Genomic DNA, 23,825 nt, shown 5'->3' on the forward strand with positions numbered 1-23,825 from the left:
GGTTTTTCTTATGCCATTTTCCGGATGATGGAAGGATTAGTGGGATATATGAAATGGAATTATGCTAAAATAGAGTCATGAGCAAAAATGGAAAGGGAGGGATGAGGTTGAACAATCAACAATTATCAATAAGATTAGAGACAGTCGCAGGTTTTGTTCCGGAAAATGCGAGACTGGCGGATATCGGCTCGGATCACGCATATTTGCCTTGTGTTTTGGCGTTGCGCGGCGTCGTCGCTTATGCTTTGGCGGGAGAAGTTGTGAAAGGCCCCTTCGAATCGGCAGCGGAACAAATCCGGACATCGGATGTCGGCGATCGCGTCAGCGCCAGACTTGGCGATGGCATGGATGTGATCGATCCGGCTGATCATATCAACGTCGTCACCATCTGCGGGATGGGCGGCGATCTGATTTCCAGAATTCTGGAAAAAGGCAGACTGAAAGACAAATTGGCGGGGGTGGAACGCTTGATCCTTCAGCCCAACAACGGGGAAAAGAAACTGCGCGAATGGCTGATCGCCCACCAATACAAAATAATCGACGAAACGATATTGGAAGAAAACGGAAAGATCTACGAAATCATCGTAGCCGAAAAGGCAGAAACCGCAGAAAGCTACTCAGATTTGGAATACAGCTTCGGCCGTTTCTTGCTCCAGAAGAAAAACGAGGCCTTCCGCAAAAAATGGTTATCCGAAATCGACAAATGCCAATACATATTGGACAGCATGCAAAAAGCAAGCAATAAGCTGAACGAAAAAGAACAGCAAGTGATCAATAAAATCAATGAAATTAAAGAGGTGCTGGCATGAAAAGCATTACTGGTTATGAATTCATCGAGTTGTTCGAATCGCATGTTCCTACTTGGTTGGCGGAAGAAGGGGATCCGGTCGGGTTGCATCTGGGGGACTTGAGCCGCCCAATCCGCCGCATTCTGGTGACGCTCGATGTCCGTCCTGAAGTCGTTCAGGAAGCCATCGAAAAGCAAGTCGATTTTATCTTTTCCCACCATCCTCCGATTTATCGGCCATTGAAAAATCTGGATGCAACAGATAAACAAACAAAAATGTACATCGACCTGCTGAAGCACGACATCAGCGTCTACGCAGCCCATACGAATCTGGACAATGCGAGCAACGGGATGAACGACTGGCTCTCCGAAGCGCTTGGACTGTTGGATGTGGAGATCATGGACGTCACGAAGCGCGTGCCCGTGAAAAAAATTTCCGTCTGCGTGCCGAATGCGGAATGCAACCGCGTCCGCTTGGCCATGACCGATGCGGGAGCGGGCAACATTTCCGATGAATACAGCCATTGTTCTTATGAGGCGCAAGGAGTCGGCCGCTTCACGCCGATGGAAGGCGCAAAACCGGCGATCGGCCATATCAATGAACCAGAGGAAGTCCAAGAGAAGAAAATCGAGATGATCGTCGAAGACAAATACTTGGCTGACGTGTTGGAGGCGCTGTACGAGTCGCATCCATACGAAGAACCAATCTATGAAATCTATACCATCAATAATTTCCAGCGTGAATACGGTCTGGGAAGAGTCGGCAATTTGGCTCTGCCGATGTCGTTGCGTTCCTTTATCCAGTACGTCAAGGATGTTTTTCAGATCGAGGGCATGCGCTTCATCGCAGCCGATTTGGACCAAACGATCAGCCGCGTCGCAATCTGCGGCGGGGATGCCGGCAAATACTACCGCAAGGCGATCAAAAAGGGAGCGGATGTCTACATCACCGGCGACGTCTACTACCACACTGCCCATGATATGCAGGCTGACGGACTGACCGTCATCGATCCCGGCCATCACATCGAACAGATCTGCAAACAGAAGCTATTGGAGTTATTCACCGAATGGAAAAAAGAAAATGATTGGGATCTGGAAGTCATTGCCTCCGAAATCAACACAGATCCATTCATTTTCGACAGTCAATTGTGAGAGGAAGTCAATGCATGCAAGAAAAATTAGTGGACCGTTTTTTGAAATACGTTAAATTCGAGACAAGATCGGACGAGAAAAGTCCGGCAGTGCCTTCCACCCAAAACCAGGTGGATTTCGCCAAAAATATTTTGATTCCGGAACTGGAAGCCATCGGACTTTCGGACATCCGTTACAATGCCGCCAATGGGTTCGTGACAGCGCTCCTGCCGCGCAATTCCCAAAAAACGTTCCCGGCAATCGGGTTCATCGCCCACATGGACACAGCTGATTTCGAGGCCGCAAACGTCAATCCGCTGATTTGGGACCATTATGCCGGCAACGATCTGATTCTGGATGCCGAAGCACAAGTGATCCTTTCGCCCAAGGACTTCCCGGCTTTGAAGAACTATGTCGGCCAGACTCTGATCACTACCGACGGAAAAACATTGCTGGGTGCGGACGACAAAGCCGGCATCGCTGAAATCATCACGGCTTTGGAGGCAATCAAAGCAATGGAAGGCCTGGAACACGGAGACATCAAAGTGGCGTTCGGACCGGACGAAGAAATCGGCCGAGGGGCGGATCTCTTTGATGTTGAAGGATTCGGGTGCGACTTTGCCTACACGATGGATGGCGGCCCTTTGGGCGAACTTGAATACGAAAGCTTCAATGCTGCGCAGGCTGTCGTCAAGATCCATGGCAAAAATGTGCACCCAGGAACTGCCAAGGGCACAATGGTGAATGCGATCAAATTGGCCATTGCTTACGATAATGCATTGCCGCAAAATGAAGTGCCAGAAAAGACCGAAAAACGCGAAGGCTTTTACCATCTGATGGGCATCGAGGGCAACGTGGAAGAAAGCCAAATGACCTACATCATCAGGGATCATGATAAGACTTTGTTTGAACACAGGAAAACGGCCTTGCTTTCGCTTGCGGAACGCATGAACAGCGAGCTGGATGAAAAACGCATCACTGTCGAAATGCACGACCAGTACTACAATATGGGCGAAGTGCTGAAAGAAGACATGCGTCCGGTCGATCTGGCGGAAGCAGCGATGAAGGCATTGGGGATCACTCCGATCATCGAGCCGATCCGCGGCGGAACCGACGGCTCCAAATTATCGTTTATGGGTTTGCCTACTCCAAATATTTTCGCTGGAGGCGAAAACTTCCACGGCCGCTATGAGTTTGTATCTGTCCAATCAATGGAAAAAGCAGTTGCGGTCATCGTGGAGATCATCAAACAAAGTCAAGGGTACGGCGAGCAATGAGAAATGCCCTGCTCATTTACTTCGTTTTGGTTAATGTCCTGCTTTTCATCTTGATGGGCATCGATAAAAAGAAAGCCCGCCAAAACGCTTGGCGCATACCCGAGCGCAACTTGCTTCTGCTCGGATTGTTCGGCGGCGGGCTGGGTGGGCTGTCCGGCATGCACCATTTCCGCCATAAAACGAAACATCCCCGATTCAAGCTGGTCTATGTTTTGGGCACGCTCTTGAGCGGGCTAGCATCCTGTTTTTTTCTTTGAGGGGAACAAAAAAATGCCGCTATTATCCATTCGGAAGATAGCGGCATTTTCTTATTTGTTCTTCACCAGGAATTGGAAAGATACGGCATCCGGGCCGGCATGGGTCATGACGCTGGCGCTTGCATAGGATGTATGCACCTGGGCATCCGGGAATGCCCTTTTCAGCATGTCGATGATTTGATTCGAATAGTCCGACAAACCGTCATGGGTGATGCCGATCGCTTCAACGTCGCGGTAATTTTGTTTCAGTTCTTCAATGATTTCTTCGTAGCGTTTTACGATTGCCTTTGTGCCACGGCCTTTGATGTCCGTGGTCAAGGCGCCGTCACTCATCTTCAGGTTCGCTTTGATGTTCAGCAGCGTAGTGATCCGTCCCATCGTTTTCCCGATCCGGCCTCCCTTGACCATGTTCTCCAGGTTGACGATGCAGATATAGAGAAGGGTGCGCTCCCTGACTGCAGCGATGCGGGGCAATGCTTCTGCCACTGCTAATCCTTCAGCGGCGCATTTTGCGGCCTCCAGTACCTGGAAAGCGGCTGCCCGGGCGCAAAACTTCGAATCGATGACGGTCACCTTGCCGTGAGCAAGTTTAGTTGCCTGGTGAGCGGAATTCACGGTTCCGCTCAATGTTTCCGTCACATGGATCGACAAAACTTCGCTGCCGTCAGCTGTCAATTCATTATATTTATCCAAAAAAGTCCCCATGGCCGGCTGGGATGATTTCGGCAATTCCTTGCTGTTCATCATTTTGTCGAGAAACTCGGGTTTGGTTATGGTGATGCCGTCGTAATACAGTACGTTATCGATCATGGATGAAAGCGGGATCACTGTGATTCCGTATTTGTCAATTTCTCCTGCGGACAATTCCGTCGTGGAATCGGTCACAATTTTGAAGTTTGGCATATTGATTCTCCTTAAGTACAGTCGTGTTTTCTCTAAGAATAGCAGATTTGAGCTGAAAAGTAACGCGCTTATCTTTTTGATTTGTGAGCATATCCTTCCTTTCGGGATGTTTTTTTGTTTAAAATAGATTATGCTATAATGGATTAGTTGCAAAAGAAAGTAGGTTACAGACATATGGATGGAATATTACCTTTATGGAAAGAACGCGGCATGACGAGTCATGACTGTGTATTCAAACTGAGAAAAATACTGAAAACAAAAAAAGTGGGGCATACCGGCACTTTGGATCCGGAAGTCGATGGCGTGTTGCCGATCTGCATCGGCAAGGCCACGAAAGTCGTCGAGTTTTTGACGGATACGGATAAGGCGTACGAAGGTGAAATCACGATCGGAGTCGCGACAACGACCGAGGACAGCCAAGGCGAAACGATTGCGAAGGCGGCGGTCGATCAAGCGTTGTCCTCGGATACGATCGATGCAGCTATGAAAGCCATGATAGGCGAAAGCATCCAAGTTCCGCCGATGTATTCCGCAGTCAAGGTGAACGGGAAAAGACTTTATGAATATGCCCGCAAAGGGTTGTCCGTCGAAAGGCCGCAAAGAACCATTCAGGTCATGCGATTTGAACGGATTTCTGAGCCCGTCTATCACGCGGGGGACCAAACGATGTCCTGGCGTTTTCGGGTCACCTGCGGAAAAGGGACATACGTCAGGACTTTGGCCGTGGATCTGGGCGCGGCATTGGGCTACCCAGCGTACATGTCAAGCCTGACGCGCACGATGAGCGGATCCTTCACCAAAGAGGACTGCCTGACCCTGCAGCAAGTCGCCGAAGCAATGGCGAATGGCGAAATCGATGGCCACCTGAAGCCAATCGAGTCAGTATTCGCAACGTATCAGCAGATTGCGCTTGATGATGAACTCTGGGATAAGGTCAAAAATGGTGCGGTTCTGCCGAAAGAGGGCCCCTTCAAAGAAATGGACGCCCCTTTCCTCTTCACCTACCAGCACAGAGTTGTAGCGATGTACGAACCGCATCCGACCAAACCCGGTTCGATCAAACCAAAAAAAATGTTTCTATCTTAATCAACAAGGAGTTGCTGAGGCAATGGAAATCATCCATATCCATCATCCCTATGATAAAAATCAAATACCTGACGAACAGGTAGTTTTGGCGCTGGGATATTTTGACGGCGTCCATAGAGGGCATCAAGAAGTGATCAAAAGAGCGAAGGAGGTTGCCGACCAAAAGCAGCTGAAACTTGCGGTCATGAGCTTCAACCATCACCCGAGCATCGTTTTTCAAAAGATGAACCCCGACACCATGCAATATTTGTCTACCGTCAAACGCAAAGCCGAAATTTTCGAGAGTCTGGGTGTCGATTATTTCTTCGTCATTGCTTTCACATCTGCCTTCGCCTCCTTAAGGCCGCAGGACTTTGTCGACCAGTACATCAGCGGCCTGCATGCTGCGGCTGTCGTGGCCGGTTTCGATTACACCTATGGGCCAAGGGAAATAGCGGACATGAAGCAATTGGTGAATTATGCCAAGGACCGCTTCGAAGTCATAGAAGTCGAGGAGTTGAAGAATGCAGCCGAAAAAATCAGCTCCACGCACATCCGGGAAGCTTTAGCCGAAGGCAATATGGAAAAAGCGAATGCGTATCTGGGTTATGTTTATCAGATTGAAGGCACCGTCATTCACGGCGATGCGCGAGGCAGGCTGCTGGGTTTTCCGACCGCCAATATCCAGACAGAAAAGCATACACGATTGCCAAGGAACGGCGTCTACATCGTGAGCATCAAAGTGAACGGAACGTGGTATCGCGGCACAGCCTCGATCGGGCACAATATCACGTTCGAAGCCGATCGCGACAAGACGGTGGAGGTTTACATTCTGGACTTCAACAAAATGATCTACGGCGAGGACGTAATCGTCAGGTGGCACCATTTTATCCGCAGTGAAATCAAATTTTCGGGTGTCGAACAGCTGATTGCCCAACTGAAAAAAGATGAAGCGGAAACGATCGCTTACTTTCAGGATCACCGATTGAATGAGGTGAGCATCTAGATGACTGCGGCTTATTTGCACATCCCTTTCTGCGAACATATCTGCTTCTATTGCGATTTCAATAAAGTATTCCTAGAGGGCCAACCGGTCGATGAATACGTCAAGGCGTTGCTAAAGGAAATGCGGTTGTCGAAGCAGCTCCATCCAAATGAAGAAATCAGCACCTTCTATATCGGTGGCGGCACACCGACAACGCTGAACGAACGCCAATTGGACAAACTCTTGAGCGGGATCCGCAGCATCTATTCCTTGCCGAAGGGCGCCGAATTCACGATGGAAGCCAATCCGGAAAGTGTTTCGCTTGATAAACTGAAGATCATGCATGATTATGGGGTCAACCGTTTGAGCATGGGGGTGCAATCTTTCAATAATGACATCCTGAAAAAAATCGGCCGCATCCATACTGCCGAGCAAGTCTACACATCCGTAGCCGATGCCCGCAAAGCCGGATTCGAAAATATGACGATTGACCTGATCTTTCGGTTGCCGAACCAAACGATGGCCGATTTTGAAGACAGTCTGAAAAAGGCTTTGGAGCTGGATCTGCCGCATTATTCGATCTATGCCTTGATCCTCGAGAACAAGACCGTGTTCTACAACCTGATGCGCCAAGGGAAGTTGCCCTTGCCTTCCGAAGACACTGAAGCCGACATGTACGCCGTGGCTATCGAGACGATGGCAAAAAGCGGCAGGAACCAATACGAAATCTCAAACTTTGCGCTGCCTGGCTATGAGTCCAGGCATAATCTCACCTATTGGAAAAATGAGGCTTATTTCGGCTTCGGGGCAGGGGCGCACGGCTACATTGACGGAATCCGTTACCACAATCATGGCCCGATCCAGCATTATCTGGCCCCCTTGCGCGACGATCAGTTGCCGATCATCCGTCAGCAGACTTTATCAAAGAATGAAAAGATGGAGGAAGAGATGATGCTGGGCTTGCGCACAATGGCGGGCGTCAGCCAACAGCACTTCGCCGATAAATTTCAGACGTCACTGTTGGACCAGTACGAGGAAGTGATTTCGGATCTGATTGCGGCAGGCCTGCTCCTGATTGATGGGGATAGGGTGCGTTTGACTCAAAAGGGCATTTTCCTCGGAAATGAAGTGTTCCGCGCGTTCCTGATGTGATATTGTCCGTGGCCGGACGCCTGCCTGCATTGTTCTGAAAAATGAATGTAATCCGTTGACAAAGCCTGTTGCCCGTGATAAATTTATTTATGGTTAGCACTCATTGTGGTCAAGTGCTAAAGTGAGGTGAAAATCTTGTTAACGGAAAGACAGTTACTAATTTTGGATTTAATCGTCAGGCATTACATCGAATTTGAGGAGCCGATCGGATCGAAGACGCTCCTTAAGGAATCTTCTTTGGCCTTCAGTTCCGCAACGATCCGCAATGAAATGATGCGGATCGAAGAGCTGGGGTTCCTGGAAAAAATGCATTCTTCATCGGGCAGGATACCGTCGATCCAAGGTTATCGCTACTATGTCGATCAGATTTTAGGCAAAGAAAGCGAAGAAGTGGCTGAAGATGTCAAGCAGGCAATCAAGCACGGTTTCCGGAATCCTTTTCGGGAAGTGCAGCAGGTCGTGGAAAAATCAGCAGAAATGCTATCCTATCTGACGAATTATACGGCTCTGGCGATCGGCCCCGAGACGAAGGATAGCCGTTTGACCGGTTTCCGGCTGGTTGCGCTCAACGAAAGCCAAGTGATGGCCATCTTGGTCACAGACAAAGGCTACGTCGAGAATCAGATTTTCCCGGTTTCGCCGGGGTTCTCTACTGCTGAGATGGAAAAAATCGTCAACATCTTCAATCAGGAATTGGTCGGACGGACGCTGCAGGAAGTGTTCATCAAGCTGCAAACGGACATCCCGCTGATCATCCGGAAGTACGTCGACGCAAAAATCGATTTCACCGCCATCTTCAATGACATCGTCACGAAGTTGGAGCATGACCGCTTCCACGTCGGAGGCAGCATGAACCTGCTGAACCACTTGGATGCGACGATGGACAAACAGAAGATGAAGGCCATCCTGAGCATGCTGAATGGGTCTCCGGATATCCACGCACTTTTTTCCAGCCTGCACGACGGAGTCGGCGTGAAAATCGGCACGGAATTGAACAACGAACTGTTGCACAACTTTAGCCTGATCACGGCAACTTATGACACCGCCGGCAACGGGAAGGGTCTGATCGCATTACTGGGGCCGACCAACATGCCTTATCAAAAAATGATCAGCATCATGAATTTCATGCGTTATGAACTTTCTGATAACTTGAATGATCTAAACAAATAAGCACGACAAAGGAGATTTTGAAGTGGACAATAATGATGAATTAGTTGAAAAGCGGGATCCGGAAGTCGAATCAGCAAACGAAGAGGTTGCTGAGGAAACAATGACGGAAGTAAGCGAAGTCGACGCCTTGAAAGCTACTCTGGCGGAAACGGAAGATCGTTTGTTGCGTCTGCAGGCAGAACTTGCCAACATCCAGAAGCGCAATACGAAAGAAAGACAGGATGCGGCGAAATACCGTTCCCAGTCACTGGCGCAAGAGCTGTTGCCGGTAATGGACAGCTTGGAAAGAGCTTTGGAGATTGAAGTGGAAGACGAAAAATCCCTGAACCTGAAAAAAGGTTTGGAGATGGTCATGAACCTCTTCAAGGAAGCTTTCGCCAAAGAGGGAGTCACTGCAATCGACCCGATCGGTCAGCCTTTCGATCCGAATTTCCATCAATCGATCCAACTGCAGCCAGCTGGTGAAGGCCAAGAGCCTGACACGGTTGTGGCGGTTGTTCAAAAAGGGTACGCATTGAAGGAACGCGTCTTGAGACCCGCAATGGTCATCGTTGCACAATAATTTCACTGATAAACATTAAAATTTCAAATAGAGGGGAATACAATCATGAGCAAAATTATCGGTATTGACTTAGGAACAACAAACTCAGCTGTTGCAGTATTAGAAGGCGGAGAAGCAAAAATCATCCCAAATCCGGAAGGTAACCGCACAACACCATCAGTCGTCTCCTTCAAGAACGGCGAAATCCAAGTGGGTGAAGTTGCGAAACGCCAAGCCGTGACCAATCCGAACACAATCAGCTCGATCAAACGTCACATGGGCGTCGCTGGCTACAAAGTCGAAGTGGAAGGCAAAAGCTACACTCCGCAAGAAATTTCAGCGATGATCCTGCAATATCTGAAAGGGTATGCTGAAGATTATTTAGGCGAAAAAGTCGACAAAGCGGTCATTACCGTTCCAGCTTACTTCAACGATGCACAGCGTCAAGCCACCAAAGATGCCGGTAAAATTGCCGGTCTGGAAGTGGAACGTATCGTCAACGAGCCGACTGCTGCAGCTTTGGCATATGGTTTGGACAAAACCGAAAAAGACGAAAAAATCCTTGTATTCGACTTGGGCGGCGGTACATTCGACGTTTCCATCCTTGAATTGGGCGACGGCGTATTCGACGTATTGAGTACTGCCGGCGACAACAAGTTGGGCGGAGATGACTTTGACAACAAGATCATCGACTACTTGGTAGCAGAATTCAAAAAAGAGAACGGAATCGACCTTTCCAACGATAAAATGGCCAAACAGCGTCTGAAGGATGCTGCTGAGAAAGCCAAAAAAGATCTTTCCGGTGTAACTTCGACTCAAATCAGCCTGCCGTTCATCACAGCCGGCGAAGCTGGTCCATTGCACTTGGAATTGACGCTGACCCGCGCGAAATTCGACGAAATCACTTACGATTTGGTTGAACGCACGAAAGGCCCTGTCCGCCAAGCGTTGAAGGATGCTGGTCTGTCGACTTCCGAAATCGATGAAATCATCCTGGTCGGCGGTTCAACACGTATCCCTGCTGTCATTGAAGCAGTCCGTAAAGAAGCCGGCAAAGAACCAAACAAATCCGTTAATCCGGATGAAGTAGTGGCGATGGGTGCTGCCATTCAAGGCGGCGTCATCTCCGGTGACGTAAAAGACATCGTATTGTTGGACGTAACACCATTGTCATTAGGTATCGAAACAATGGGTGGCGTGTTCACTAAATTGATCGACCGCAATACAACTATCCCGACAAGCAAATCACAAGTCTTCTCGACTGCAGCAGACAACCAACCAGCTGTTGATGTGCACGTCCTGCAAGGGGAGCGTCCGATGGCAGCCGACAACAAAACACTGGGTCGTTTCCAATTGACGGATATCCCAGCCGCACCACGCGGTGTTCCTCAAATCGAAGTCACTTTCGACATCGACAAAAACGGTATCGTCAACGTCCGTGCGAAAGACCTGGGCACTCAAAAAGAACAAACGATCACGATCAAATCTTCTTCCGGTTTGACAGACGAAGAAATCGAAAAAATGGTGAAAGATGCTGAAGCAAATGCTGAAGCGGATAAATTGCGCAAAGAAGAAGTTGAATTGCGCAATGAAGTGGATCAATTGATCTTCCAGACTGACAAAACATTGAAAGAGCTTGACGGCAAAGTCGATGCTGACGATGTGAAGAAAGCCGAAGAAGCAAGAGATGAGTTGAAAGCAGCAGTCGAAGCGAATGATTTGGAACAAATGAAAACGAAGCGTGATGCTTTGAATGAAGTTGTCCAAAACTTGACCGTCAAACTGTATGAGCAAGCAGCTCAAGCGCAACAACAAGAAGGCGCACACAGCGTAGCAAATGATGATGGTGTCGTTGATGCCGATTTTGAAGAAGTGGACGACAAATAGTCAACTCTAAGGAGAGGAAGCCAACGCTTAACAGCATTGGCTTCTCTCACTGTTTAGAGCTGAAATGTTCTGATGAGGCCAAGCAATGGAGGCGAAACAATGGCGAAAAGAGATTATTACGATGTCTTGGGTGTGTCCAAGGACGCGACTGATGATGAAATAAAAAAAGCTTACCGGAAACTTTCCAAAAAATTTCACCCGGATATCAATAAAGAGGCTGGCGCTGAAGAAAAATTCAAGGAACTTGCTGAAGCGTACGAAGTCTTGAGCGATGGCAACAAACGGGCTGCTTACGATCAGTATGGCCATGCCAGCACCGATCCCAACTTCGGCGCCGGCGGTGGCTTTGGGGGCGGCTTCGGCGGCTTCTCCGGCGGTTTTGAAGATATCTTCGATTCCTTCTTCGGAGGCGGCGGCCGCAGCCGGAACCCGAACGCCCCCCGTCAAGGTGCGGATCTGCAATACCGTATCCACCTTACTTTCGAGGAGGCCATCTTCGGGAAAAAAGAAACGATCCGCTACAAACGCGATGAAGAATGCAAAACCTGCAGCGGCTCAGGCGCAAAACCGGGCACACAGCCGAAAACCTGTTCAAAATGTCATGGGTCCGGAGCTGTCGGGGTCGAAAGGAATACACCCTTCGGCCGCGTGATGACGCAAGCTGTCTGTGACGTCTGCGGCGGTACCGGCAAGGAGATCACGGATAAATGCACGACTTGCCGCGGTCAAGGGCATGTCGAAACCGATCATTCTGTTGCCGTCACGATCCCTCCAGGAGTCGACGATGGCCAACAGATGCGACTGAGCGGCCAAGGGGAAGTCGGCAGCAACGGTGGCCCATACGGCGATCTTTATGTGGTTTTCCAGGTGGAGCCGAGCGATATTTTCGATCGCGAAGGAACGGAAATTTACTATACACTGCCGATCAGCTTTGCCCAGGCGGCTTTGGGTGATGAAATCGAAGTGCCGACTGTTCACGGCAAGGTCAAGTTGAAGATTCCTGCCGGGACGCAAACGGGTACGAATTTCCGCTTGAAAGGAAAAGGGGCTCCTCGCTTGCGCGGAACAGGGAATGGCGATCAGCACGTCAAAGTGACAGTCGTCACACCGAAAAACCTGAACGAGAAGCAAAGGGAAGCAATCCGCGCTTTCGCAACGGCAGGCGGCGATACGCTTGTGGAGGATGAAGCCAATTTCTTTGATAAAGTCAAGGATGCCTTCAAAAACAAAAAATAAATCAGTTGAACGGACCGGTGCAGGAAATCTAACTAAGCACCGGTTCCTTTTTTTTGTCCATATACTATTCTGTTAGATTATTTGTAACAAACATGAGGCTGAGCGGCACTTTTTTTATAGAAAACTAATAAATATTCGCTAATTCCCTGTTGTAAGGGGTTACATTTCTGGGGAATAAGATTATAATGGTAGTATCAAATAAAAGAGGTGACGTAAATGGCTACTAGAGAATCGTTCAAAAGATCCGAATTAAAGAAGTCCAATCCATTGCTTACGAAATTCCGGACAACGGTCGAAACAGCTTTTTATGGCAACAACATGCAGGAAGTCACAGACATGACGGAAGCCTATGAACTCGCATTGAACGCTGAAGGGGTGATCGTGACCGATCTGCCAGTACTCCATACAAAAGAATTGGGGTTGCCCAACGATGCCAAGGTACTGGTCGAAAACGGCGGGAGGATCATCGGCCGCACTGCCCGCGCCAAACGGATCATCGGAGAGAACAAGGAAGAGGATGAACTTCTCGAAGGCATCATCATGGATGTCATCTACAAAAACCGACTGCGCCATTATTATAAAACGACAGGGTATGTAGGCCTTGATAAAGATTTCATCATCAAGGCGCATATCGCCTTTCCGGAAGGGAACGAAAACAACCTCTACTCCTGGCTGCTGAATTTCCAGTGGGACAGCCCGGAATACAAAGAGATGTACGCTAATTCGAAGCTGTATGATGAAGGCGATATCTACATCTATACGGATCCCGATTGGCGACATCCGGATTATCCGCTTGGAGTGGCTGTCTTCGAGCCCGATAAGAATGTAGCCTGCATCCTGGGGATGCAGTATTTCGGTGAATTCAAAAAAGGCACACTGACGCTTGCATGGGGGACCGGCCATCGGAATGGTTACGTAGCCTGCCACGGCGGCCAAAAGCATTTCCGCCTGCACGATGGCGGTTCTTATGTCGCTTCCTTCTTTGGGCTTTCGGGATCGGGCAAATCGACCTTGACCCATTCGAAGCATGATGATAAATACGAAATCAAAGTATTGCATGACGATGCTTTTCTGATCGACTTGACGGATGGTTCCTCCATTGCCTTGGAGCCTTCCTACTTCGACAAAACCCAGGATTATCCCGCCGACCATCCCGAACAGGATTATTTCGTGACAGTCCAGAATGTGGGGGTCACGAAAGATGTAGACGGTAAGGTCGTGCTGGTGACCGAGGATATCCGCAACGGAAACGGGCGAACCGTGAAATCCCGGTATGCCACTCCGAACCGTGTGGATAAATTCGAAGAGCCGATCAATGCAGTATATTGGATCATGAAGGACGATGCTTTGCCGCCTTTGGTGAAAGTGGATGAAGCGGTCTTGGCTGCGACGTTCGGCACGACGTTGGCCACGAAACGCACGACCGCGGAAACGCTGAAGAAAGGCGAGTCGACCGATAAGCTGGTCATCGAACCATTCGCAAATCCTTTCCGGGTCTATCCACTGGTCGAGGATTACGCCGGCTTCAAGGAACTGTTGGCGCATGAAACAGTGGACTGCTACATCATCAACACCGGATTTTTCATGGGCAAAAAAATACCGAAAGAAATCTCCTTAGGCGTTATCGAGAGTGTCGTCGAAGGGACAGCGGAGTTCGTGCCGTTCGGGAATGTGCCGCATCTCAGTTATCTGCCGGTCGAGGGATTCAATCCCGAACTGGATGACACAGATTACACTGAATTGGTGAAAAAACGGATCCAACTGCGGAAAGATTTCTTGGATGAATTCAATGCCGCCCATCCGAACGTTCCGTTGCCGGATGAGGCCATCCAATCATTGCAAAACATCATTGACGCTCTCTGAGCATCAGCAAAAAAGGAATCCGCTGGCTAACCAACGGATTCCTTTTTTCGGCTACAGCCTCACCAGAGGCGAGATACACCCGGCAATCTGAGTAGGCATCTTGTCATAAATGCTTTAGATTGGTATAATTTTCAAGTGAACGAATGGACGTTAGAGAAAGCGAGCAACGAAAATGAACTTAGAAGAGATGAAGCAACGACAAAAAAAGATACGGAATTTTTCCATCATTGCCCATATTGACCACGGGAAATCCACATTGGCGGACAGGATCCTCCAAAAGACCGATACCGTAGCGGATCGCGATATGCAGGAACAACTGCTGGATTCCATGGACCTCGAAAGAGAACGGGGCATCACCATAAAACTGAATGCCGTCGAATTGACCTACAAGGCTGACGATGGCGAAGAATACATTTTCCACTTGATCGACACGCCAGGGCACGTCGACTTTACGTATGAAGTTTCCCGCAGCTTGGCTGCCTGTGAAGGTGCCATCCTGGTTGTGGATGCCGCTCAAGGAGTCGAGGCGCAGACCCTTGCCAATGTCTATTTGGCTTTGGACAACAACTTGGAAATCGTGCCCGTCATCAACAAAATCGATCTTCCGGCAGCTGATCCTGAGCGCGTCAGGGAAGAAGTCGAGGATGTCATCGGTATCGATGCCAGTGAAGCGGTTCTTGCGAGTGCGAAAATCGGCTTGGGTATCCCTGAGTTGCTGGAGCAGATCGTAGAAAAAATCCCGGCTCCTGAAGGCGATCTGGAAGCACCGCTGCAGGCATTGATCTTCGACTCGGTCTATGATCCTTACCGCGGCGTCGTCTTGAACGTGCGGATCAAAAACGGCGTTGTGCGCCCTGGGGACAAGATCAAATTGATGGCGACAGGCAAAGAGTATGAGGTCATCGAAGTGGGGATCTTCTCACCGAAACCGATCAAACGCGACTATTTGATGGTCGGCGATGTCGGCTATTTGACGGCCGGCATCAAAACGATCCAGGACACGCAAGTAGGGGACACCATCACCTTGGCCAATAACCCCGCCAGCGAACCGCTGGCCGGTTACCGCAAAATGAATCCAATGGTTTACTGCGGCATCTATCCAGTGGATGCCTCGGACTTCAACGACTTGCGCGAGGCTTTGGAAAAACTGCAATTGAACGATGCATCCTTGCAGTTCGAAGCGGAATCTTCGCAAGCGCTCGGTTTCGGTTTCCGTACTGGGTTCCTCGGCATGCTGCATATGGACGTCATCCAGGAGCGGATCGAACGCGAATTCGATTTGGATATCATCACGACAGCCCCATCGGTCATCTATCACGTCCACAAAACCGACGGCGAAGTCCTGGAGATCGATAATCCATCGGAAATGCCGGATGCCACGACGATCGACAGCATCGAAGAACCATACGTCAAGGCCAGCATCATGGTTCCGAATGACTATGTCGGCGCAGTGATGGATATCGCCCAGAAGAAACGCGGCACTTTTGTCACGATGGATTATCTCGATGATTTCCGCGTGAATGTCGTCTATGAAATGCCTTTGGCGGAAATCATTTTTGATTTCTTCGACAGATTGAAATCCAGCACGAAAGGATACGCATCGTTGGATTACGAACTGATCGGCTACCGTCCGAGCAAGTTGGTCAAGATGGACATCCTTTTGAACGGCGAAGCAGTCGATGCCCTGAGTTCAATCGTCCACCGCGACTTCGCTTATGCCCGCGGGAAAGTGATCGCGGAAAAACTGCGCGAACTGATTCCGCGCCAACAATTCGAAGTTCCGATCCAAGCTACGATCGGCAACAAGATTTTGGCAAGGACCACCATCAAAGCCTTGCGCAAAAACGTACTGGCGAAATGCTACGGCGGGGATATTTCCCGTAAACGCAAATTGCTCGACAAACAAAAAGAGGGCAAGAAGCGCATGAAGCAGGTCGGATCCGTCGAGGTCCCACAAGAAGCCTTCATGGCCGTTCTGAAGATGGAAGAAGACTAGAAGGCTGTCATATTTGCGTTTATCATAATCAGAAACAGCAACAAATAATAAAACTTCCCACCATTTGCCCACCGCGGAAAAGCGTTGCAAATAGTGGGAAGTTTTTTAGTGAAACAGCCTGATATCGATGCATCATCAGCGCTACGATTGCCTGATTGAGTGACCGTCGGCCGCCGCAGGCGAAACCATCGGCAAAAAAGAGTGCAGTCGTGAGTTTACGGGATGACTCCGCAAATGAGAATGGGATATCCTAATTGAGAACGAAGGGCGGACGGCGCTCCTCAGCCGGGCCTGTCGGCGCGGTTGGGCTATCCGTCCGGAGATGCGGAAGGGAATGCTTCCCGGGCCGTCCCAAACGGCCCGTCCAGATACGGAACCGGCTGCTTTTTCGGCGGCAGCGGAAACGCTGCTGGTCCAGCGATAGAAGATTATCCTGTAGCCCGAGTGTTTAAACTTGACCGGTATTGCGTGATTCTATATAGTTGTTGATAGGGATTATTCTAAAATAATTATTCTAATTGGAGGAAGCTAATATGTCATTAATCGGAAAAGAAATCGTCGAATTCAAAGCAAATGCCTATCACAAGGGAGCGTTCATCGAAGTTTCATCAGAAGACCTGAAAGGGAAGTGGAACGTCATCTGTTTCTATCCAGCTGATTTCACTTTCGTTTGCCCGACTGAACTGGAGGACCTGCAGGACCAATATGCGACATTGAAAAGCTTAGGCGTGGAAGTGTATTCCGTATCGACGGATACACATTTCACCCACAAGGCATGGCACGATCATTCAGCAGCAATCGGCAAGATCGAATACATCATGATCGCGGATCCGTCGCATGCGATCTCGATCGGATTTGATGTCCTGGATGACCAAGGTTTGGCACAACGCGGGACATTCATCATCGATCCTGACGGCATCGTCCAAGCAGTGGAAATCAATGCGGACGGCATCGGCCGCGATGCCAGCAGCCTGATCGACAAAATCCGCGCTGCCCAATATGTCCGCACGCATCCAGGTGAAGTTTGTCCTGCGAAATGGAAAGAGGGCGCCGAAACCTTGAAACCTAGCTTGGATTTGGTAGGCAAAATTTAAGGAGGGTTCCCATGGCATTAGACGCAGAAATCAAAGGGCAGCTCGGCCAATATCTTGAGTTGCTGGAATCGGATATTGTTTTCAAAGCCAGCCTCAGCGATGACGAAAATTCCGGAAAAGTCAAAGAATTCTTGCAGGAAATCGCCGGAATGTCAACGAAGATCACTTTGGAAAACGGATCCTTGCCCCGTACACCCAGTTTCACGATTACACGCCCCGGCACCGAGAGCGGAATCACCTTCGCCGGTCTGCCTTTGGGGCATGAGTTTACATCCTTCATCTTGGCTTTGCTGCAAGTAGGCGGGCGGGCGCCGAAAGTGGATGACGCCATCATCAAGCGCATCGAAGCGATCGATAAAGAGCTCCGTTTCGAAACCTATGTCAGTTTGACCTGCCACAATTGCCCGGATGTCGTCCAAGCATTGAACATCATGGCCGTGCTGAACCCGAAAATCTCGCATGTCATGATCGAGGGCGGGATGTTCAGGGATGAGATCGAGGCGAAGAAAATCATGGCCGTCCCCACGGTTTTCCTGAACGGTGAAGAATTTGCCAGCGGACGCATGACGATCGAGCAGTTGGTCGAGAAAGCCGCCGGTCCGACAAGTGCGGATGAGTTTTCCGGCAAAGCTGTATTCGACGTGCTTGTTGTCGGCGGCGGGCCCGCAGGCAACAGCGCAGCTATCTACGCTGCCCGTAAAGGTATCCACACCGGCATGGTTGTCGAAACGTACGGCGGTCAAGTCATGGATACAGTCGGCATCGAAAACATGATCGGAACCCCATACACGGAAGGACCGAAATTGATGGCCCAAGTGGAAGCGCATGTGAATCAGTACAAGGTCGACATCATGAAAGGCCAACGCGCCAAAAATATCCGCAAGAATGACCTGATCGAGGTCGAACTGGAAAACGGGGCTGTGCTCAGAGCGAAGACGGCGATCCTGGCGGTCGGAGCGCACTGGCGCAACGTCAACGTCCCGGGCGAGGAAGAGTTCCGCACGAAAGGCGTGACGAACTGTCCGCATTGCGACGGACCGTTGTTTGCCGGCAAAGACGTCGCTGTCATCGGTGGCGGCAATTCCGGCATCGAGGCGGCGATCGATCTGGCTGGCTTGGCGAAACAGGTCTACGTGTTGGAGTTCTTGCCGGAATTGAAGGCAGACCAGGTATTGCAGGACCGCATCCAGGCCCTTGCGAACGTAACGGTCATCAAAAATGCGGCAACGAAAGCGATCACCGGCAGAGAGCAAGTGGAAGCTATCACCTATATGGACCGCGCCACGAATGAAGAGCATACCATCGCATTGGAAGGTGTCTTTGTTCAGATTGGATTGGTTCCGAACACGGCATGGTTGAAGGATTCCGGCGTCGCCTTGAACGAACGCGGCGAGATCATCATCGACAGCCATGGCGCAACCAGCTTGGAGGGCGTATTCGCAGCTGGCGATTGCACGACCAGTGCCTACAAACAGATCATCATCTCGATGGGTGCCGGAGCGACCGCCGCTTTGGGCGCATTCGATCATTTGATCCGACAATAAGTTCCGATCCGGAAAGGGATTTCAATTTGGATTCCTTTTCCGGATTTTTTGAATTATCGGAAATGCAAGCGGTTTTATCACGCGAATGCCCATAAAACACGTTCTTTCTTCAGGTCTGTGTGCTAAAATGTATGTAAACATGAAGAATTTGGAGTGATAGTTTTGAAGACGGATATCGAGATAGCTCAAGCAAATGAGATGCTTCCGATCAAAGAAGTAGCAGCAACACTTTCCCTGACAGAAGATGATCTGAAATTGTACGGCAAATACAAGGCAAAAGTGGACATCAAAAAAATCAATTCCTTGAACGAAGCGGAAGACGGCAAGTTGATTCTTGTCACCGCCATCAACCCTACCCCTGCGGGAGAAGGCAAATCTACCGTCACAGTCGGTTTGGGAGATGCTCTGACCCGCATCGGCAAGAAAGCGATGATCGCGATGCGCGAACCTTCATTGGGACCAACAATGGGCGTCAAAGGCGGAGCGGCTGGCGGCGGCTACGCGCAAGTGCAGCCGATGCAGGACATTAACCTTCATTTCACTGGCGACATGCATGCCATCACGGCGACGAACAATACTTTGTCAGCTTTGATCGACAACCATATCCAACAAGGCAATGCCCTGAACATCGATCAACGCCGGATCACCTGGAAACGCGTGTTGGACATCAATGACCGGGCGTTGCGCAACATCGTCATCGGCTTGGGAGGACCGATCCAAGGCGTTCCCCGCCAGGACGGATTCGATATCACGGTTGCGAGCGAAATCATGGCGATCCTCTGCCTTGCAACTTCGTTAACGGATCTGAAGAACCGGATCGGGAACATCGTGATCGGTTATACGTTCGAGCGCGAACCTGTGACGGTCAGGGATTTGAAAGTGGAAGGCGCACTGACTTTATTGATGAAGGATGCGTTGGAGCCGAATCTGGTACAGACGTTGTATCATACGCCGGCATTTGTGCACGGCGGTCCGTTCGCCAATATTGCCCACGGCTGCAACAGCGTGTTGGCGACAAAAACGGCCTTGAAATTGGCTGATTACGTCATCACGGAAGCCGGATTTGGGGCCGACCTGGGGGCCGAGAAGTTCCTGGACATCAAAGTGCCGCAGTTGGGCAAAAGCCCGGATGCAGTCGTGATCGTTGCAACTGTGCGTTCTTTGAAGATGCACGGGGGCGTTCTGGTGAAAGACTTGAACAGCGGCGAGAATGTTGAGGCTGTAAAAGCCGGATTCGCCAATCTGGAGAAGCATATCGAGAACATGCAGCAATACGGCGTGCCTGTCGTGGTGGCGCTGAATGAATTCACGAATGACACCGCGGCGGAGATCCAAGCAGTCGTCGATTTGTGTGCTGCTAAGGAAGTCGAATGTGTCCAGACCGCTGTATGGGCCAAAGGCGCTGAAGGCGGAGAAGCTTTGGCGAAGGCTGTCGTGAAGGCGATCGACAACAACACCAACGCTTTTGTTCCGCTTTACGTGGCGGAGGAGAGCAGCATCGAAGAAAAAATCGAAACGATCGTCACCAAAATCTACGGGGGCGCAAATGTGGTCTATTCCAAGGAAGCCAAGAACCAATTGCGCCAGTTCAAGAAGCACGGCTGGGATCGTTTGCCGGTCTGCATGGCGAAAACCCAGTACTCCTTGTCCGATGATCAAAAAGCAATCGGCCGTCCGGAAAACTTCGATATCACCATCCGCTCCTTCGTGCCGAAGATCGGTGCCGGCTTTGTTGTCGCTTTGACGGGGGATATCCTGACGATGCCGGGTCTGCCGAAAGAGCCAGCCGCTTTGCGGATGGACGTCACCGAAGATGGAGTCGTTACAGGATTGTTCTAATTCCATAGAAACTTTAGAAAAGAGAGGGGGAACCCTCTCTTTTTTTTGGGCGCACAATGTCCCGATATGTTACAATATCAGGAGACTATCAAGATCCCTGAACCTAAAACGACATGGATTGAAAACAAAGGATGATTGCCACACATGAAAGACTTTAATGCCATCGCGCTAGAAAAATCCTACGGGATGAAGACGCTCTTCAATAAAATATCCTTCACAATCCGTGAAGGTGAACATATCGGCTTGATCGGCCAGAACGGAACCGGCAAAAGTTCCCTGCTGGAAATCATCGCTGGAATCGATGCGCCGGACGCGGGCAACCTGGAATTTCCAAGCGACTATCGGATCGGCTATTTGGCGCAGGAGCCCCAACTGAACAAGGAATCGACCGTGTTTGAAGCAGTATATGAAGGCGATGCGCCCATCATCAAAACGGTCCGTGCTTACGAGGAAGCGCTGGAATTGCTGGCGCAGGACAGCCTGAATCCGGACCATCAGCAATGCTACAGTAAAGCGGAAGCGGACATGAATGCGCAGGATGCGTGGCAGACGGAAATCCAGATCAAATCCATCCTGAACAGGTTGGGGTTGGATGACATCACGAAAAAAGTGGGCGAGCTTTCCGGCGGCCAACGCAAGCGCGTGGGCTTGGCGCAAGTGCTGATCCAAGCGCCGGACCTGTTGCTGTTGGATGAGCCGACCAACCATCTCGATATGGATTCGATCACTTGGCTGGAGAATTACCTGGCCCAATACAAAGGTTCCGTACTCTTGGTGACCCATGACCGGTACTTCCTGGAGAATGCCGTCACGAAAATCATGGAACTGAAGAACGGCGGCTTGGAAGTCTATACAGGCAACTACGAAGAGTATCTGACCCAAAAGAGCGAACGCGAGGCCATCCAGCAAAAAATGGACGAGAAGCAGCTGAAACTCTACAAGAGCGAACTGCAGTGGATGCGCAAAGGCGCAAAAGCCAGAACGACGAAGCAACAGGCACGGATCCACCGTTTTGAGGATCTGGAAAAGGCAACGCAACAAAGCACAAACGATGCCAAACTGGAGATCCAATTGGACGGTTCCCGTTTGGGCAAGCGCGTGTTCAATCTGGAGCACATCTCGCTGTTTGCGGGGGAAAAACAGATCCTTGACGATTTTTCCTATATTTTCCAGACGACCGACCGCATCGGCATCGTCGGCAAGAATGGAGCAGGCAAAACGACTTTCCTGAACATGCTGGCAGGCGAAAAAGAGATCGCTGGCGGGAATCTGATCATCGGCGAGACCGTCAAAATAGCCTATTACAAGCAACTGTCGGAAGTGCTGCCTGACGACAAGCGCGTCATCAATTACCTGCAGGAAATCGCGGAAGAGGTGAAACGCAGCGACGGCATCGTCGTCAGCGTCACGGAGATGCTGGAGACATTCCTCTTCCCGCGCGAAACGCACGGCAGCCTGATCAGTTCATTATCAGGCGGCGAAAAGCGTCGCTTGTATTTGTTGAAGCTGCTGATGACGAAACCGAACGTGCTGCTGATGGATGAACCGACGAACGACCTGGATATCGATACGCTGACGGTGCTGGAGGATTACCTGAACAGCTTTGGCGGAGCCGTCATCACAGTCTCGCATGACCGCTATTTCCTGGATAAAGTGGCCGATAAATTGTTGATCCTGAACGAAGAAGGCAAACCGGCCGTATTCTTCGGGGATATGAGCGAATACTTGCTTGTCTCCAGCCAAAAGGAGAACGAAGCCGCAAAACAGGAGAATAAAAAAGCGGCAGCTGCCGGCCCTGTTCAGGATTCCGTAAAAGAAAAAACCAAATGGACCTACATGGAACAAAAGGAATGGGCCAGGATCGAAGATGACATTTCCGAACTCGAGGAAGAAAGCCAGAATCTGCAGACCGCGATGGCCGAAAACGCCTCGGATTTCGAAAAACTGACCCAATTGCAACAGCAACTGGATGATGCAGAGGCGGCGCTTGCCGAAAAATGGGAACGTTGGGAATACCTCAGCCAGTTCGCCAAAGATTAAGCTAATAGGAGCAATAGACCACATGACTAAACAATATTTGGATTTAGCAAGAACTGTCCTGGAAACAGGCGTGACGAAGCACGACCGCACCGGAACCGGCACGAAGAGCATTTTCGGCCACCAAATGCGTTTCGATCTTGCCGAAGGATTTCCGATCCTGACGACCAAGAAAGTCGCTTTCGGCCTCATCAAAAGCGAACTTTTATGGTTCCTGAAGGGCGACACGAACATCAAATATCTGCTGGAGAACAACAATCATATCTGGGATGAATGGGCATTTGAACGCTATGTGAAATCTGCGGATTACACGGGACCGAATATGGACGATTTCGGACACCGCGTCCTTAAAGAAGAAGGTTTCAAAGCGACTTATGATACCGAAATGGCTAAATTCCGGGAAGCCGTATTGACTGATGAGACCTTCGCGGCCAAACACGGGGAATTGGGGAACATTTACGGATCGCAGTGGCGCCACTGGAAAACGACCCAAGGGGGATTCATAGATCAGATCAGCGATGTCATCGGAATGATCAAGACGAACCCTGATTCAAGAAGGCTGATGGTTTCGGCCTGGAATCCGGAAGACGTCCCTTCGATGGCCTTGCCGCCTTGCCATACGCTGTTCCAGTTTTATGTGAGTGAGGGCAAGCTCAGTTGCCAACTGTACCAACGAAGCGCAGACATTTTTCTGGGTGTGCCGTTCAACATTGCCAGCTATGCCTTATTGACGCATCTGATCGCGAACGAAACGGGGCTGGAAGTCGGGGAGTTCATTCATACCTTCGGGGATGCCCATCTGTATCTGAACCATATCGAACAAATCGAACTGCAGCTTTCCAGAGAACCGTTCGCTTTGCCGAAGTTGGTGTTGAAGCACCCGGAAAAATCCATTTTTGACATGGAGAAAGAGGATATCGTCCTGGAAGGCTACGACAGCCACCCGGGCATCAAGGCTCCGATCGCTGTATAGCAGTAACCATCATACCGAAGAAAAGGAGGATGCCGCAATCGGGTTCCGCGCAGGAGCCAGACCGGTACGGCTGCGGGCCGTCCGTGCG

At 50.2% G+C, this 23,825-nt stretch carries 19 protein-coding genes; 18 read left to right on the forward strand and 1 reads right to left on the reverse strand.

The window, feature by feature from the left end:
* Positions 1–107: 107 nt before the first annotated feature.
* The 4 genes from BMX58_RS00455 to BMX58_RS00470 are packed head-to-tail and all read left to right on the forward strand — an operon-like array spanning position 108 to position 3,452.
* Entirely contained in the window at positions 108–809 is a 702-nt protein-coding gene (locus BMX58_RS00455) for a tRNA (adenine(22)-N(1))-methyltransferase (RefSeq protein WP_068620617.1), read from the forward strand.
* Complete coding sequence (locus BMX58_RS00460) at positions 806–1,939, forward strand: Nif3-like dinuclear metal center hexameric protein (protein WP_068620615.1); 1,134 nt, start codon at positions 806–808, stop codon at positions 1,937–1,939. The genes BMX58_RS00455 and BMX58_RS00460 overlap by 4 nt, the downstream gene beginning before the upstream one ends.
* 14 nt (positions 1,940–1,953) lie before the next feature.
* Positions 1,954–3,195, forward strand: coding sequence for a peptidase T (gene pepT / locus BMX58_RS00465; protein ID WP_068620613.1), 1,242 nt, complete (start codon positions 1,954–1,956; stop codon positions 3,193–3,195).
* Positions 3,192–3,452, forward strand: coding sequence for a DUF1294 domain-containing protein (locus BMX58_RS00470; protein ID WP_068620611.1), 261 nt, complete (start codon positions 3,192–3,194; stop codon positions 3,450–3,452). The genes pepT and BMX58_RS00470 overlap by 4 nt, the downstream gene beginning before the upstream one ends.
* Before the next feature lie 51 nt (positions 3,453–3,503).
* Here the strand turns inward: BMX58_RS00470 and BMX58_RS00475 are convergent, their stop codons facing one another.
* Positions 3,504–4,355, reverse strand: a complete 852-nt coding sequence (locus BMX58_RS00475; RefSeq protein WP_068620609.1) for a DegV family protein — start codon at positions 4,353–4,355, stop codon at positions 3,504–3,506.
* 174 nt (positions 4,356–4,529) lie between these two features.
* Between BMX58_RS00475 and truB the strand changes: the two genes are divergently transcribed.
* From truB to BMX58_RS00545, 14 genes are all read left to right on the forward strand, one after another.
* Positions 4,530–5,441 (forward strand): tRNA pseudouridine(55) synthase TruB, encoded by a 912-nt coding sequence (gene truB / locus BMX58_RS00480; RefSeq protein ID WP_068620607.1) that lies wholly within the window; start codon positions 4,530–4,532, stop codon positions 5,439–5,441.
* A gap of 22 nt (positions 5,442–5,463) precedes the next feature.
* Positions 5,464–6,426 carry a riboflavin biosynthesis protein RibF gene (gene ribF, locus BMX58_RS00485; protein WP_068620606.1) on the forward strand — a complete coding sequence of 321 codons (963 nt, stop codon included), beginning with the start codon at positions 5,464–5,466 and terminating at the stop codon, positions 6,424–6,426.
* Positions 6,427–7,557 carry a radical SAM family heme chaperone HemW gene (gene hemW / locus BMX58_RS00490; protein WP_068620604.1) on the forward strand — a complete coding sequence of 377 codons (1,131 nt, stop codon included), beginning with the start codon at positions 6,427–6,429 and terminating at the stop codon, positions 7,555–7,557.
* A 135-nt stretch (positions 7,558–7,692) separates the two neighbouring features.
* Positions 7,693–8,727 (forward strand): heat-inducible transcriptional repressor HrcA, encoded by a 1,035-nt coding sequence (gene hrcA, locus BMX58_RS00495; protein ID WP_068620602.1) that lies wholly within the window; start codon positions 7,693–7,695, stop codon positions 8,725–8,727.
* A gap of 22 nt (positions 8,728–8,749) precedes the next feature.
* Entirely contained in the window at positions 8,750–9,289 is a 540-nt protein-coding gene (gene grpE, locus BMX58_RS00500; RefSeq protein WP_068620600.1) for a nucleotide exchange factor GrpE, read from the forward strand.
* A gap of 45 nt (positions 9,290–9,334) precedes the next feature.
* Positions 9,335–11,155, forward strand: a complete 1,821-nt coding sequence (gene dnaK / locus BMX58_RS00505) for a molecular chaperone DnaK (RefSeq protein WP_068620598.1) — start codon at positions 9,335–9,337, stop codon at positions 11,153–11,155.
* 99 nt (positions 11,156–11,254) lie between these two features.
* Positions 11,255–12,391, forward strand: coding sequence for a molecular chaperone DnaJ (gene dnaJ, locus BMX58_RS00510; RefSeq protein WP_068620596.1), 1,137 nt, complete (start codon positions 11,255–11,257; stop codon positions 12,389–12,391).
* A 216-nt stretch (positions 12,392–12,607) separates the two neighbouring features.
* Entirely contained in the window at positions 12,608–14,254 is a 1,647-nt protein-coding gene (locus tag BMX58_RS00515) for a phosphoenolpyruvate carboxykinase (ATP) (RefSeq protein WP_068620595.1), read from the forward strand.
* Positions 14,255–14,426: 172 nt separating this feature from the next.
* The gene (gene lepA / locus BMX58_RS00520; protein ID WP_068620594.1) at positions 14,427–16,250 is read left to right on the forward strand and encodes a translation elongation factor 4; all 1,824 of its coding nucleotides are present in this window, start codon (positions 14,427–14,429) and stop codon (positions 16,248–16,250) included.
* Positions 16,251–16,783: 533 nt separating this feature from the next.
* Positions 16,784–17,344, forward strand: coding sequence for an alkyl hydroperoxide reductase subunit C (gene ahpC, locus BMX58_RS00525; protein ID WP_068620592.1), 561 nt, complete (start codon positions 16,784–16,786; stop codon positions 17,342–17,344).
* 11 nt (positions 17,345–17,355) lie between these two features.
* Complete coding sequence (gene ahpF / locus BMX58_RS00530; RefSeq protein ID WP_068620590.1) at positions 17,356–18,888, forward strand: alkyl hydroperoxide reductase subunit F; 1,533 nt, start codon at positions 17,356–17,358, stop codon at positions 18,886–18,888.
* Positions 18,889–19,050: 162 nt separating this feature from the next.
* Complete coding sequence (locus tag BMX58_RS00535) at positions 19,051–20,727, forward strand: formate--tetrahydrofolate ligase (RefSeq protein ID WP_068620588.1); 1,677 nt, start codon at positions 19,051–19,053, stop codon at positions 20,725–20,727.
* A gap of 144 nt (positions 20,728–20,871) precedes the next feature.
* Positions 20,872–22,767 carry an ABC-F family ATP-binding cassette domain-containing protein gene (locus BMX58_RS00540; protein ID WP_068620586.1) on the forward strand — a complete coding sequence of 632 codons (1,896 nt, stop codon included), beginning with the start codon at positions 20,872–20,874 and terminating at the stop codon, positions 22,765–22,767.
* Positions 22,768–22,789: 22 nt separating this feature from the next.
* A complete protein-coding gene (locus BMX58_RS00545; RefSeq protein ID WP_068620584.1) occupies positions 22,790–23,737 on the forward strand; it encodes a thymidylate synthase in 948 nt (315 codons plus the stop codon).
* The last annotated feature ends 88 nt before the right edge of the window (positions 23,738–23,825 follow it).

This window comes from Trichococcus ilyis, assembly GCF_900109135.1.
GTDB lineage: Bacteria > Bacillota > Bacilli > Lactobacillales > Aerococcaceae > Trichococcus > Trichococcus ilyis.

Excerpts from the sequence above, each read along its gene's own strand:
- BMX58_RS00460 (WP_068620615.1), top strand. The coding sequence starts at position 806 with ATGAAAAGCATTACTGGTTATGAATTCATCGAGTTGTTCGAATCGCAT.
- pepT (WP_068620613.1), top strand. The coding sequence starts at position 1,954 with ATGCAAGAAAAATTAGTGGACCGTTTTTTGAAATACGTTAAATTCGAG.
- BMX58_RS00470 (WP_068620611.1), top strand. The coding sequence starts at position 3,192 with ATGAGAAATGCCCTGCTCATTTACTTCGTTTTGGTTAATGTCCTGCTT.
- BMX58_RS00475 (WP_068620609.1), bottom strand. The coding sequence starts at position 4,355 with ATGCCAAACTTCAAAATTGTGACCGATTCCACGACGGAATTGTCCGCA.
- truB (WP_068620607.1), top strand. The coding sequence starts at position 4,530 with ATGGATGGAATATTACCTTTATGGAAAGAACGCGGCATGACGAGTCAT.
- ribF (WP_068620606.1), top strand. The coding sequence starts at position 5,464 with ATGGAAATCATCCATATCCATCATCCCTATGATAAAAATCAAATACCT.
- hemW (WP_068620604.1), top strand. The coding sequence starts at position 6,427 with ATGACTGCGGCTTATTTGCACATCCCTTTCTGCGAACATATCTGCTTC.
- dnaK (WP_068620598.1), top strand. The coding sequence starts at position 9,335 with ATGAGCAAAATTATCGGTATTGACTTAGGAACAACAAACTCAGCTGTT.
- dnaJ (WP_068620596.1), top strand. The coding sequence starts at position 11,255 with ATGGCGAAAAGAGATTATTACGATGTCTTGGGTGTGTCCAAGGACGCG.
- BMX58_RS00515 (WP_068620595.1), top strand. The coding sequence starts at position 12,608 with ATGGCTACTAGAGAATCGTTCAAAAGATCCGAATTAAAGAAGTCCAAT.
- lepA (WP_068620594.1), top strand. The coding sequence starts at position 14,427 with ATGAACTTAGAAGAGATGAAGCAACGACAAAAAAAGATACGGAATTTT.
- ahpC (WP_068620592.1), top strand. The coding sequence starts at position 16,784 with ATGTCATTAATCGGAAAAGAAATCGTCGAATTCAAAGCAAATGCCTAT.
- ahpF (WP_068620590.1), top strand. The coding sequence starts at position 17,356 with ATGGCATTAGACGCAGAAATCAAAGGGCAGCTCGGCCAATATCTTGAG.
- BMX58_RS00540 (WP_068620586.1), top strand. The coding sequence starts at position 20,872 with ATGAAAGACTTTAATGCCATCGCGCTAGAAAAATCCTACGGGATGAAG.
- BMX58_RS00545 (WP_068620584.1), top strand. The coding sequence starts at position 22,790 with ATGACTAAACAATATTTGGATTTAGCAAGAACTGTCCTGGAAACAGGC.